Source organism: Enterobacter sp. IF2SW-B1 (assembly GCF_001743375.1).
GTDB lineage: Bacteria > Pseudomonadota > Gammaproteobacteria > Enterobacterales > Enterobacteriaceae > Enterobacter > Enterobacter bugandensis.
This window is the reverse complement of sequence record NZ_MJAA01000002.1, coordinates 257277-270689: the sequence shown is the minus strand read 5'-3', so window position 1 is coordinate 270689 and position 13413 is coordinate 257277. Positions and strand designations below refer to the sequence as shown.

Sequence of the window (13413 nt, the reverse complement as noted above, 5' to 3'; positions counted from 1 at the left end):
AGATGGCACGTAACGCCAACCTTTTGGTGTGGATGATTCTGTTAGAATCGGCAATTATTTTTTAATTAGATCAGCGCTAATACTGCTTCACAACAAGGAATGCAAATGAAGAAATTGCTCCCCATCCTTATCGGCCTGAGCCTGACGGGCTTCAGTGCAATGAGCCAGGCGGAAAACCTGTTACAGGTCTACCAGCAGGCACGTCTGGGCAACCCTGATTTACGTAAATCAGCGGCCGATCGTGATGCTGCGTTTGAAAAGATTAACGAAGCGCGTAGCCCGCTGCTGCCGCAGTTAGGTTTAGGTGCAGATTATACCTACAGCAACGGTTTCCGCGACGCTAACGGCGTTAACTCCAATGCTACCAGCGCCTCACTGCAATTAACACAGACGCTGTTTGATATGTCCAAATGGCGCGCCCTGACCCTGCAGGAAAAGAGCGCGGGCATCCAGGATGTGACCTATCAGACCGACCAGCAAACGCTGATCCTGAATACTGCCACCGCGTACTTCAACGTGCTGAGCGCCATTGACGCGCTCTCCTACACCGAAGCGCAGAAACAGGCGATCTACCGCCAGTTGGATCAAACCACCCAGCGCTTCAACGTGGGTCTGGTGGCGATCACCGACGTGCAGAACGCCCGTTCACAGTACGACACCGTGCTGGCTAACGAAGTGACCGCGCGTAATAACCTCGACAACGCGCTGGAATCCCTGCGCCAGGTGACCGGGAATTACTATCCTGAGCTGGCTTCCCTGAACGTCGACAGCTTCAAAACGGATAAGCCGCAGGCCGTTAACGCCCTGCTGAAAGAGGCGGAAAACCGCAACCTGACGTTGCTGCAGGCGCGTCTGAGCCAGGACCTGGCCCGCGAGCAAATTCGTCAGGCGCAGGACGGCCACCTGCCAACCCTGAGCCTGAGCGCGTCCACCGGCGTTTCTGACACGACCTACAGCGGCTCTAAAACCAATTCTGCCCAGTATGACGACAGCAATATGGGTCAGAACAAAGTGGGCCTGAGCTTCTCTCTGCCACTGTACCAGGGCGGTCAAGTAAACTCCCAGGTGAAGCAGGCGCAGTACAACTTTGTTGGCGCGAGCGAGCAGCTGGAAAGCGCGCACCGCAACGTGGTGCAGACCGTGCGTTCGTCCTTCAACAACGTGAACGCGTCTATCAGTAGTATCAACGCCTATAAACAGGCCGTTGTGTCTGCACAGAGCTCCCTGGACGCGATGGAAGCGGGTTACTCGGTCGGTACACGTACTATCGTTGACGTGCTCGACGCGACCACCACGCTGTACAACGCGAAACAGCAGCTCTCCAGCGCGCGTTATCAGTACCTGATTAACCAGCTGAACATTAAGCAGGCTCTGGGTACGCTGAACGAGCAAGACCTGCAGATGCTGAACAGCGCGCTGGGCAAACCGGTCTCTACCTCGCCGGACAGCGTTGCGCCGGAGAACCCGGAGCAGGTTGCCGCCGTTGATAACTTCAACGCTAACGGCAGCGCCCCTGCCGCACAGCCAGCGGCCGCGCGTAGCACTGCACCTGCAAGCAGCGGTTCTAACCCGTTCCGTAACTAAGAGTGTTATCACGCCCTCTCTCACCGGGAGAGGGCGCAGCTGAATCACACCCGAACGTAAGCCAACGTAAAGATCCCCCTGATTCCGCCCCTCTTCGCTTCATTTTCAACCACTCATCCACTATCCTGAGCGTTATTACCACTGGGTCCTGGAAGACAAACATGAAACGGACAAAAACGATTAACCACGCGTCGTTCCGCAAAAGCTGGAACGCACGTCATCTCACCCCTGTTGCGCTGGCAGTAACCGCTGTCTTTATGCTGGCAGGCTGTGAGAAAAACGACGAAACGGTTTCGCTGTATCAAAACGCGGACGACTGCTCCGCCGCAACCGGCCAGACAGCAGAATGTAAAACCGCCTACACCAACGCCCTGAAAGAAGCGGAACGCACCGCGCCGAAATACGCCTCACGCGAAGACTGCGTGGCGGAATTTGGTGAAGGACAGTGTCAGCAGACGCCAGCTCAGGCAGGTACTGCGCCGGAGAATCAGGCGCAGGCGCAGTCCAGCGGCAGCTTCTGGATGCCATTAATGGCAGGTTACATGATGGGCCGCCTGATGGGCGGCGGTGCGGGCTATCAGCAGCAACCGCTGTTTAGCTCGAAAAACCCGGCCAGCCCGGCTTATGGTCAATATACCGATGCCAGCGGCAAAGGCTATGGCGCAGCGACCCCGGGCCGCACCGTGACCGTCCCGAAAACCGCGATGGCGCCGAAGCCTGCGACCACCAGCACCATCACCCGCGGTGGGTTCGGTGAGTCTGTGGCGAAACAGACCAGCATGCAGCGTAGTGCAACAGGCACTTCCACTCGCTCAATGGGCGGCTGATCATGGAACGAGTCGGTATTACCGAGCGCCCGGACTGGCGCGAAAAAGCCACTGAATACGGTTTTAACTTCCACACCATGTACGGCGAGCCGTACTGGTGTGAAGATGCTTACTACAAACTGACGCTCGACCAGGTGGAAAAACTGGAAGAGGTGACGGCCGAGCTGCACCAGATGTGCCTGAAGGTGGTGGATAAAGTCATCGACAGCGACGAGCTGATGACTAAATTCCGTATTCCGAAGCACACCTGGAGTTTCGTCCGTCAGTCGTGGAAAACGAATCAGCCTTCGCTTTACTCTCGCCTCGATCTGGCGTGGGATGGCGTGGGTGAGCCGAAGCTTCTAGAAAACAACGCGGATACGCCGACCTCTCTTTACGAAGCGGCATTCTTCCAGTGGATTTGGCTGGAAGATCAGATGAACGCCGGAAACCTGCCGGAAGGTAGCGACCAGTTCAACAGCCTGCAGGAAAAGCTGATTGAGCGTTTCGCCGAACTGCGGGAGCAGTTTGGCTTCAATCTGCTGCATCTTGCCTGCTGTCGCGACACGGAAGAAGACAGGGGCACGGTTCAGTATCTGCAGGACTGCGCGGCCGAAGCGGAAGTGGCGACTGAATTCCTCTATATCGAAGATATTGGCCTGGGTGAAAAAGGTCAGTTTACGGATATGCAGGATCAGGTGATCAGCAACCTGTTCAAGCTCTATCCGTGGGAATATATGCTGCGTGAAATGTTCTCCACCAAGCTGGAAGACGCGGGCGTGCGCTGGCTGGAACCGGCGTGGAAGAGCATTATCTCCAACAAAGCCCTGCTGCCGATGCTGTGGGAGATGTTCCCGAACCACCCTAACCTGTTGCCAGCTTACTTTGCCGAAGATGAGTTCCCGCCGATGGAGAAATACGTCGTTAAGCCTATCTTTTCCCGCGAAGGCGCGAACGTCTCCATTATCGAAAACGGTAAAACGCTGGAAGCGGTTGAAGGGCCATACGGTGAAGAAGGGATGATCGTCCAGGAGTTTTATCAACTGCCGAAGTTTGGCGACAGCTATACGCTGATCGGCAGCTGGCTTATTAACGATCATCCTGCCGGGATTGGTATTCGCGAAGATCGCGCGTTGATTACGCAGGATCTGTCACGGTTCTATCCGCATATTTTTGTTGAATAAAACTTGCCCGGTGGCGCTACGCTTACCGGGCATGTTTTTACCCCACCTGCGCCGACAGCATACTCAAACTGCCCATCTCAATGCCGTCAACCGGAATGGTAACCGGCTCCTGACCGTCCCATGCACCTAACACATACAGCAGCGGCAGGAAGTGTTCCGGCGTCGGGTTAGAGAGCGAACCGCCTTCGTGATCCAGATAGTTCACTAACGGATGCTTCTCAACCGGGCCTTGCCAGGTCAGGTTCGCTTTGACGTAGGCGTTAAAAGCGCTCGCCCACGGGTATGGCGTGTTCTCACCGTGCCAGCGCGCCGTACGCAGGTTATGCACCACGTTGCCGCTTGCCACCAGCATGATGCCCTCATCACGCAGGGTCGCCAGTTTGCGGCCCATTTCCAGATGCCAGGCCGCCGGTTTAGTGCTGTCGATACTTAACTGCACCATCGGAATATCTGCATCAGGGTACATCTTAATCAGTACACCCCACGAGCCGTGGTCAAAGCCCCAGGCTTCTTTATCCAGCGCCACTGGAACAGGTGCGAGCAACTCTACCAGCCGCTGTGCCAGCGCAGGCGAGCCGGGAGCCGGATAATGCGTATCATACAGCGCCTGCGGGAAGCCGCCGAAATCATGAATGGTTTTAGGCGCTTCCATGGCCGTCACGCCGGTACCACGGGTAAACCAGTGCGCAGACACCACCACAATCGCCTTCGGACGCGGCAATGTCTCCCCCAGATGACGCCAGGCGCGGGTATAAACGTTGTCTTCCAGAACGTTCATTGGGCTGCCGTGGCCTAAAAACAGTGCAGGCATACGAGAAGAAGACATGGTGGTATCCTTAGAGAAGGTGTCAATTTGATGGTTCTACATTACGCGCATTCAGGTGAAGATAAACGCAGATAACCGTGAAGATCATCATCAGGAAATTTGAACGTAAGATATCGCTTAAGGAGAGTGCATGTCAGTACCCTTAATTTTGACCGTGCTTGCGGGTGCCGCGACCTTTATCGGTGCGTTCCTCGGCGTGCTCGGGCAAAAACCGTCTAATCGTCTTCTGGCGTTCTCGCTGGGCTTCGCCGCTGGGATCATGCTGCTTATCTCGCTGATGGAGATGCTGCCAGCAGCGCTTCACACCGAGGGAATGTCTCCGGTTCTGGGCTACGGCATGTTCATCGTTGGTCTGCTGGGCTATTTTGCGCTCGACCGTATGCTGCCCCACGCCCACCCTCAGGATTTGATGCAAAAAAGCGTTACTCCAATCCCCGGCAACATCAAGCGCACGGCGATCCTGCTGACGCTGGGTATCAGCCTGCACAACTTCCCGGAAGGTGTCGCCACGTATGTCACGGCCAGCAGCAATCTGGAAATGGGATTTGGTGTCGCGCTGGCGGTAGCCTTACACAATATTCCTGAAGGACTTGCCGTGGCCGGGCCGGTTTATGCCGCAACGGGTTCAAAACGTACTGCCGTCTTCTGGGCGGGGATTTCCGGGATGGCCGAAATTCTCGGCGGCGTACTGGCGTGGCTGATCCTTGGAAGCCTCGTCTCCCCTGTCGTGATGGCGGCGATTATGGCTGCCGTGGCCGGGATTATGGTTGCGCTCTCTGTCGATGAGCTGATGCCGCTGGCGAAAGAGATCGATCCTAACAATAATCCCAGCTACGGCGTGCTGTGCGGCATGTCGGTGATGGGGTTAAGCCTGGTGCTGCTGCAAACGGCAGGTATAGGCTGACACGGATGCCCTCATCGATGAGGGCAATTCTTTGATGCGCCCCAGCGCAGTCGTTGCATTTTACACTGTCTGCGGCTCTGTATTTACAATTGGAAAATCAAGAGTTTTTATGGATATTTTTAAGCGCAATATTTTCCAATTAAATTGCGCTTAAAAAACCGCTGCTGCATGAAATATTAACCGGTTACGATAGTAATAAATTATATATTAACCTCCTCTAAAAATATCTTTAAGCCTCATTAATCGTAAAAGCCTCCCTCATCCCGTTATACTTTGCGAGTATTCTGAAAATTAATATTCAGATTATGAATTCAATTGAAAAAGGATATTTTCATGTATATGGGTAAAAAAGTATTGTTAGCGGTTGCGATGGCTGCCATCGTTTCGGGTTCTGCTTTTGCTGATGACCAGGGTTCCGGCAAAATCAAATTCAAAGGCGTGGTCATTGATGCACCGTGCAGCATTGCACCAGACAGCGTTGATAAAGAAGTGGACCTCGGTGAAGTTACCACTGCCGTGATCAACGCTAACAAAAAGTCTACCGCTGTTCCGGTTGATATCAATCTGGAGAACTGCCAGCTTGACGATCCGGCGGACGAAACGGATACGCCAGTGACCAAAGTTGACGTGACCTTCACCAGCGCAGCAACTGACGCTACTGACACCAGCCTGATGAGCAACACCTATGCTAGCGGTGCTCAGAACGTCGGTGTTCGTCTGCTGGACAACAACGAAGCCAACATCACCCTGGGTTCGGCTCAAACGGTCGATCTGCTGGCGGGTTCCACCACTCAGACTCTGCACTTCAAAGCATTAATGGAAGTTGCTCAGGGTAAAACTGCCACAGCGGGTCAGGTTGAAGCGACTGCCAACTATGTGCTGATGTACAAATAAGGCAATGCATCACGATAAAACCGGCTGGCATTATTTGCCAGCCGGTATGTGATATTATTTTGGTAACAGGATGATGACATATAAATTACAATCTAAAATCATCATTGCGTCCCTGTTAATGACGAAGATTGCCTCTGCCACCGAGTTTAATATCAATGCCATTGATAAAGACCAGCGGAGCAGCGTTGACCTCTCCCTTTTTAAAAATGAAATAGCGGTTACCCCTGGCAGCTATTTTGTTACCGTATCAATTAACGACACACCGCTGGCTAACGGCTGGCAGCTTAGCTGGAAAGAGGTAAATAACACGGTACAGGTGTGTATTCCTCCTGAACTGGCGGATACGTTTGCCCTGAAAGAGGAAGTCCGCGACGCCTTACCCGAAAAAGAAGGATGCGTCGACTTTTCCTCCAGACCGGATATCACCTTTAATTTTGAACAAGCGACCCAGACGCTGAAGGTCACCGTACCCCAGGCATGGTTGCAGTACCGCGCCGCCGACTGGATGCCACCCGCAACGTGGGACAATGGCGTACCGGGCGTGATTCTGGATTACAACCTGTTCGCCAGCCACTATCAGCCCAGCGACGGCAGCAGCACCAACAACGCCAACACCTATGGCACGGCGGGCGCGAATATGGGCGCATGGCGCCTGCGCAGTGATTATCAGTACAGCCAAACGCATACCGATGCAGGTTCGGATCATGACGGACGCTTTTCGCGCGTCTACATGTTCCGCCCTCTTCCTTCACTTGGTGCTAAGCTGACGCTGGGTGAAACGGACTTCCAGTCCTCAATCTTTGACGCTTTTACCTATACCGGCGCCTCCCTGATCAGCGATGAGCGCATGCTGCCCTGGTCGCTGCGTGGCTATGCGCCACAAATTACCGGTATCGCGCAAACCAACGCGACCGTCACCGTCAGCCTGTCCGATCGCGTAATTTATCAAAGTAAAGTTCCGCCTGGCCCCTTTGTTATTCAGGATCTTAACCAGTCCGTTCAGGGGACGCTGGACGTAAAAGTGACGGAGGAAGACGGGCGCGTCAGCACCTTCCAGGTCTCGGCGGAATCGGTGCCTTTTTTAACGCGTAAAGGGCAGGTTCGCTACAAGCTGGCGGCGGGTAAAGCGCGTAAAGACGCCTCTCATGACGTCGAAGACACCGGTTTTATGAGCGGTGAATTCTCATGGGGAATGCTGTCAAACACCTCGCTCTATGGCGGGACGCTTGCCGACGGGGATCATTACCGTTCCATTGCCGCCGGGATCGGGCAAAATATGGCGCATCTGGGTGCTCTCTCTTTTGACGTCACGCAGGCCACCAGCCAGCTCCCCTTCCAGGATAGCCAGACGGGTTACAGCTACCGTTTTAACTACAGTAAGCGTTTCGATACTACCGGCAGCCAGCTTACGCTTGCCAGCTACCGCTACTCCGATCGGAAATTCCTGAGCTATGCCCGCTTCCTTGATTATGACGACAACGATCGTCAGACAGAAAAGCAGACGCTGAGCGTAACCGCCAGCCAGTACATCAGCTCGTTATCGCTCAACCTCTACGTCAACGTACTGCGTCAGACCTGGTGGAACGAAGCCCCGTCCACGACCGGAAGCATTACCGCAGGCTATAACTTTGATCTGGGGCGCTGGAAAAACCTCGGCGTCACCCTCTCCTGGAGCAAGACGCATTACGAAGATGAAGACGACGATACGCAGTTTTACCTGTCCCTGAGCGTACCGATCGATCCGGATCATCGCCTCAGTTACGATCTGCACAACAGCGATAGCCTGAGCCAAAATGTCTCCTGGTACGACACGTCCGATCGCAATAATACCTGGGGCGTCTCCGCGGGGACGGAGAGTGAACACGCGGACGCGGGCGCACAGATGAGCGGCAACTATCAGCATTATTCACCGTTTGGCGATCTGAATATCTCCGGAAGTTATAAAGCTGATGAATATAACTCCCTGAGCGCCAGCTGGAATGGCTCGTTTACCTCAACGGCCAAAGGCGCGGCGCTGCACCGTCGCAGCTACGGAAACGAACCGCGCGTGATGGTCAGCACCGACGGCGTCGGCAACATTCCGCTGAACATGTCGCGGGATGAAACCAACCGCTTTGGTATCGGCGTTTTACCGTCGGTTTCCAGTTACTCTCCCGCCAGCGTACAGGTCAATCTGGATAACCTGCCTGACGGCGTCGATGTGGACAACCGCATCACGACCACCACCTGGACCGAGGGGGCGATTGGCTACCGCCAGATTGCCACGCGCGCTGGCAACGATATTGCCGGCATTATCCGTACGCCAGCCGGCACTCCGCCGCTGGGCGCGATTGTTCACCTGCTGGAAAGTGACCAGCAAATCGGCATGGTCGCCGACGAAGGCCACGTCTGGCTGGGAGCAGTCGAGCCTGAACAACAATTCCGGGTAACGTGGGGTGACAATCAGCAGTGTCGCTTCTCGCTGCCTCCACACCTTGAAAACAGTATGCAGTTGATACTGCCATGCCAGTAAGAAACCATGATGAAACTGACCTCATTCACTAGCCTGTGCCTGATGTTAATCGGCACCGCATTTACCACCCACGCCGCCGTTAACCTGGACCGCACCCGCATTGTGTTTCCGGAAAGCGATAAGGCCAGCAGCCTCAAGATTGATAATCAGAGCAAAACGTTGCCTTATCTGGCGCTCTCCTGGATAGAAGATGAAAACGGACGCAAGGAGGACAGCCATTTTATGGCGCTTCCGCCGATTCAACGTCTTGAAGCGGGCGCCTCGTCTCAGGTCCGGATTGTGAAGCAGGCCGCGACCGCCCGGTTGCCGAAAGACCGGGAATCGCTGTTTTATTTCAACCTGCGCGAGGTGCCGCCGAAAAGTTCCAGCGCGAGCGAGGAACGCAGCGTCATGCAGGTCGCGATGCAGAGCAGGATCAAACTGTTCTGGCGTCCTAAAGCCATCGCCAAAAAGGCAGGCGATCAGGCAGAAATGCGTATGGAAGTCACCGCAAACGCGAAAGGGCTCACCGTGCATAACCCTACGCCTTATTACATCACGCTGGCGTGGCTGAGCAAAAATGCGAAAACCATGCTGCCCGGTTTTGACAGCCTGATGATCGCCCCGTTTGCGACGGCGACAACCTCTACCGGTGACTATCACGGCAACTACTACAGCATTGGCTACATCGATGATTACGGTGCGCTGAAAAAGGTCGACGCGCAATGTTCAGGTACGGCGAAATGTACGCTCAGCGAGCATAAGGTCGATAAAGATGCGCAAGCTCGCTAATCTGCTGTTCCTGCTGCTGATATCCGCTCTGCCCGTAAGAGAAGCGCTGGCGCTGGACTGCTATCTTGGTGCTTCAGGCGGGCCGGTTGAAGAGACAAAAACCATCTCGCCCTTTGCTATCCCCAGCAACGCGCAGGTGGGGCAGAAAATCTGGGAATCAGATGACATTAAAATCCCGGTTACCTGCGATCACAACGTCAACGGCGGCTTTGAGCCGGAAGACGTATTCGCCTGGGTTAACCCTTATCCTACCGCAACGGACCCTTACTATGAACTTGGCGTAACCTACGAAGGGGTGGATTACGATGCCACGGGCCAGCCGAATGGCGTGGACACCCGCCAGTGTCTTGATAACAAGAATATCCTCATCTATACCCCGGATCAGATACGGCAGATGGGCTGGGAAAACCTGATCTGCTCCGGAAACCCGGATGACATTCATCCGACACGCACGTTTATTGCCCGCTTTCGCCTGTTTGTAAAAATTAAGGCGATTCCGCCTCACGGCTACGTGAGTTCCCTCGGCGATTACATCGTGGTGCAGTTTGACGGTAAAGGCGGGGTCAACCAGATGGCCGACGCGAAAAACCTGAAGTATCACATCAACGGCTTGCAAAACATTACCGTTCTGGACTGCGGGGCAACCTTCAGCATCTACCCTGAAAACCAGGAGATCGATTTTGGCACCTTCAGCGCTCGCGACATCGTGAACCAGAAAACGCGCGTTCGCGAATTTACGGTCAAAACCACCAAGGTGCAGGACGCGCAGTGCTCTGATGGATTCAAAATGGACTCGTCATTCTACACGAACGAAAAACTCAGCGCTGACGATACGGCGCTATTGATTGGGAATGGGCTAAAACTGCGTATTCTGAACGGAACGGATCCGTTTACCTTCAACCACTACCAGGAGTATGCCGACTTCACCGGGAGTACGTTGCAGTATGAGCAAAAGTACACGGCAGAGCTGTCGTGGGATGAGGGAAAAGCGATCCAGTCCGGACCGTTTGAAACCGTGGTGCTGTTTAAAATTAACTACCACTAGCGACAAAAAAGCCGGGTTTCCCCGGCTTTTTCACATCAGCTGTCTCAGCTGGCCTTGCGCTCGTGCGCCTGGCGGTACTCCACCAGATCTTCAATTGTGACAACCGGCATGTTGTGCAGACGCGCAAAGGTGATGCACTCTGGCGCGCGGGCCATGGTGCCGTCATCGTTGGTCAGCTCGCACAGCACGCCCGCAGGCTTAAAGCCCGCCAGTGTCACCAGGTCGATCGTTGCTTCGGTGTGACCACCGCGGGTCAGCACGCCGCCCGCCTGCGCGCGCAGCGGGAAGACGTGGCCTGGACGATGCAGATCGGAGGGTTTCGCATCATCAGCAATGGCGGCACGCACGGTGGTCAGGCGGTCAGCCGCCGATACACCGGTAGTCACGCCATGCGCCGCTTCAATGGTCACGGTAAAGCCGGTACCAAAGGCGCTGGTGTTGTTCTCAACCATCATCGGCAGCTCAAGCTGCTTACGACGATCTTCGGTAATACACAGGCATACGATGCCGCTGCCGTGACGGATGGTCAGCGCCATCTGTTCAACGGTCATGTTTTCGGCGGCGAAAATCATGTCGCCTTCGTTTTCACGGTTTTCATCGTCAAGCACCATCACACCGCGGCCTTCGCGCAGTGCATCCAGTGCATGTTCAACACGTTGAGTTGAAGTGCCAAAAGAGGAAAGTAGCGTCTGATTCATGGTAAAAAAACCTCATTAACATTATGGTTACCAGAATCAGGGCAGTCTTAGGAGCGCCGTATAAGCGGCAAAAAGATAACGTGAGCGGGCCCATGCCCGACTGGATCGTTACTCTCTCCCATCCGGACTTTAACCGTCGGCCCCGGAATTACACCGGATCTGCTGACCTTTGAGCATTCACCCAAAGCGCTCGCGGGCTTTCAGCGTTAAGCTGATTTACCGCCGGTGGGGAATTTCGCCCCGCCCTGAGAATAAGCGAGATAACTATAACGCTATTGATTAACCTGGGCAATGCATAAGCTTCAAACAAATCTGCTTTATCCTGGGTCATGACGCGCTACAATGTTCATCAACACCGACTTATCAAGGGAAGCCATTATGATTGACCCGAAAAAAATTGAGCAGATCGCGCGTCAGGTTCATGAGTCCATGCCAAAGGGCATTCGTGAATTTGGTGATGACGTTGAGAAGAAAATCCGCCAGACGCTGCAGGCGCAGTTGGTTCGCCTTGATTTAGTCAGCCGCGAAGAGTTTGACGTGCAGACCCAGGTTCTGCTGCGCACCCGCGAGAAGCTGGCGCTGCTGGAACAGCGTCTGAGCGAGCTGGAAAACCGCAATGCGCCGGAAGAAGTGAAGCCGGCACCGGCCATTCCACCGGTGGACGACCAGGAGTAAGTGCGGCCTGATGCCCTCTCCCACAGGGAGAGGGTGAAAAAAAAACGGGCCAACTGGCCCGTTTTTTTTACTGACTGTCTTTCTGGATCTTCTTGATGATGTTGGTGGTTGAACACCCGTCCTCAAAATTGAGCACCATCACCTCACCGCCGTTGGCCCAGACCTCTTCGCTACCTGCGATTTGCTCTGGCTTGTAATCGCCGCCCTTCACCAGCAGGTCTGGCAGGATCCCGGCAATCAGGCGCTGCGGCGTGTCTTCTTCAAACGACACCACCCAGTCCACCGCTTCCAGCGCGCCAAGCACAATCATACGTTGCTCGAGCGGGTTCACCGGGCGCGTTTCGCCCTTCAGACGTTTGGTCGACGCATCGCTGTTCACTGCCACAATGAGGCGATCGCCCAGCTTGCGCGCATTCGCCAGATACGACACGTGGCCCGCGTGCAGGATGTCGAACACGCCGTTGGTCATCACCACTTTTTCACCGCGCTTGCGCGCGGCGGCAACGGCCACCTTCAGCTCGTCTTCGGTCATGACGCCAAAACCGGTATCCGCACGCCCGCGCACCGCGTTTTCCAGCTCGATTGGCGAAACGGTTGAAGTACCCAATTTACCGACAACCACGCCCGCCGCGGCGTTCGCGAAGTAGCACGCCTCTTCCAGGGAGTTACCCGCCGCCAGCGTTGCCGCCAGCACGCCGATCACCGTATCACCGGCACCGGTCACGTCGTACACTTCCTGCGCCTGGGTTGGCATATGCAGCGGCGCCTTGCCCGGCTGCAGCAGCGTCATCCCCTGTTCGGAACGGGTGACCAGCAGCGCGGACAGCTCGAAGTCAGCAATGATCTTCATGCCGCGCTCAACCAGTTCTTCCTCGGTTTTGCACTTGCCCGCCACCGCTTCGAACTCAGAAAGGTTTGGCGTCAGCAGGGTTGCGCCGCGATAGCGCTCAAAATCGGTGCCTTTCGGATCGATCAGCACCGGTACGCTGGCTTTACGCGCCAGCTGAATCATCGTTTGCACGCTCGCCAGCGCGCCTTTGGCGTAGTCAGACAGCACCAGCGCGCCGATGTTGCCCAGCGCCTGGTTAATGCGCTCGTGCAGCGGCTCAGGATCAACGCCTTCGAACCCTTCTTCGAAATCGAGGCGGATCAGCTGCTGGTTACGCGACAGCACGCGCAGCTTGGTGATAGTTGGGTGTGTCGGAACAGAAACGAAGTCGCACTTCACGTTCACGTCCGCCAGCGACTTGCTCAGCGCACGCGCCGCATCGTCGATACCGGTCAGGCCCACCAGGCGCGAATGCGCGCCCAGCGAGGCTATGTTCATCGCCACGTTTGCCGCGCCGCCGGGACGCTCTTCAATGGTGTCGACCTTAACCACCGGTACCGGCGCTTCAGGAGAGATGCGGCTGGTCGGCCCATACCAGTAGCGATCCAGCATCACATCCCCGACAACCATTACTCCAGCACGTTCAAACTCTGGCAGTGTTACTTTCATTCCTGACTCCAGAAAG

General features: G+C 55.2%; 12 protein-coding genes and 1 riboswitch. Of the genes, 9 read left to right on the top strand and 3 right to left on the bottom strand.

Going from position 1 to position 13413, the window contains the following annotated elements; genetic code table 11:
• Positions 1 to 105: 105 nt before the first annotated feature.
• The 3 genes from tolC to A6013_RS05665 all read left to right on the top strand — a co-directional run bounded on the left by tolC (position 106) and on the right by A6013_RS05665 (position 3574).
• A complete protein-coding gene (gene tolC, locus A6013_RS05675; protein WP_028014444.1) occupies positions 106 to 1584 on the top strand; it encodes an outer membrane channel protein TolC in 1479 nt (492 codons plus the stop codon).
• Between the two features lie 161 nt (positions 1585 to 1745).
• A complete protein-coding gene (locus A6013_RS05670) occupies positions 1746 to 2411 on the top strand; it encodes a DUF1190 family protein (RefSeq protein WP_049000611.1) in 666 nt (221 codons plus the stop codon).
• 2 nt (positions 2412 to 2413) lie between these two features.
• Positions 2414 to 3574 (top strand): glutathionylspermidine synthase family protein, encoded by a 1161-nt coding sequence (locus tag A6013_RS05665; RefSeq protein ID WP_069732689.1) that lies wholly within the window; start codon positions 2414 to 2416, stop codon positions 3572 to 3574.
• Positions 3575 to 3611: 37 nt separating this feature from the next.
• Here A6013_RS05665 and ygiD read toward each other — a convergent pair whose 3' ends face one another.
• On the bottom strand, positions 3612 to 4400 hold the full coding sequence (gene ygiD / locus A6013_RS05660; RefSeq protein ID WP_069732688.1) for a 4,5-DOPA dioxygenase extradiol: 789 nt from the start codon (positions 4398 to 4400) through the stop codon (positions 3612 to 3614).
• A gap of 130 nt (positions 4401 to 4530) precedes the next feature.
• On the opposite strand from ygiD, the gene zupT reads away from it, so the two are divergent.
• The 5 genes from zupT (at position 4531) to A6013_RS05635 (ending at position 10526) form a co-directional block, all read left to right on the top strand.
• A complete protein-coding gene (gene zupT / locus A6013_RS05655) occupies positions 4531 to 5304 on the top strand; it encodes a zinc transporter ZupT (protein ID WP_028014448.1) in 774 nt (257 codons plus the stop codon).
• 333 nt (positions 5305 to 5637) lie between these two features.
• Complete coding sequence (locus A6013_RS05650) at positions 5638 to 6198, top strand: fimbrial protein (RefSeq protein WP_045261131.1); 561 nt, start codon at positions 5638 to 5640, stop codon at positions 6196 to 6198.
• 73 nt (positions 6199 to 6271) lie between these two features.
• On the top strand, positions 6272 to 8710 hold the full coding sequence (locus A6013_RS05645; protein ID WP_069732687.1) for a fimbria/pilus outer membrane usher protein: 2439 nt from the start codon (positions 6272 to 6274) through the stop codon (positions 8708 to 8710).
• A gap of 9 nt (positions 8711 to 8719) precedes the next feature.
• Positions 8720 to 9481, top strand: coding sequence for a molecular chaperone (locus A6013_RS05640; RefSeq protein WP_048959459.1), 762 nt, complete (start codon positions 8720 to 8722; stop codon positions 9479 to 9481).
• Entirely contained in the window at positions 9465 to 10526 is a 1062-nt protein-coding gene (locus A6013_RS05635) for a fimbrial protein (protein WP_048959460.1), read from the top strand. Before A6013_RS05640 ends, A6013_RS05635 begins: the two co-directional genes overlap by 17 nt.
• Before the next feature lie 44 nt (positions 10527 to 10570).
• Here A6013_RS05635 and ribB read toward each other — a convergent pair whose 3' ends face one another.
• Entirely contained in the window at positions 10571 to 11224 is a 654-nt protein-coding gene (ribB, locus tag A6013_RS05630; RefSeq protein ID WP_028017147.1) for a 3,4-dihydroxy-2-butanone-4-phosphate synthase, read from the bottom strand.
• 106 nt (positions 11225 to 11330) lie between these two features.
• A riboswitch (FMN riboswitch) is annotated at positions 11331 to 11481 on the bottom strand.
• A 121-nt stretch (positions 11482 to 11602) separates the two neighbouring features.
• Here ribB and ubiK point away from each other — a divergent pair.
• Positions 11603 to 11899 (top strand): ubiquinone biosynthesis accessory factor UbiK, encoded by a 297-nt coding sequence (ubiK, locus tag A6013_RS05625; protein ID WP_028014454.1) that lies wholly within the window; start codon positions 11603 to 11605, stop codon positions 11897 to 11899.
• A gap of 67 nt (positions 11900 to 11966) precedes the next feature.
• On the opposite strand, the gene hldE is transcribed toward ubiK, so the two are convergent.
• Positions 11967 to 13397 (bottom strand): bifunctional D-glycero-beta-D-manno-heptose-7-phosphate kinase/D-glycero-beta-D-manno-heptose 1-phosphate adenylyltransferase HldE, encoded by a 1431-nt coding sequence (hldE, locus tag A6013_RS05620; RefSeq protein ID WP_003862540.1) that lies wholly within the window; start codon positions 13395 to 13397, stop codon positions 11967 to 11969.
• Between the last annotated feature and the right edge of the window lie 16 nt (positions 13398 to 13413).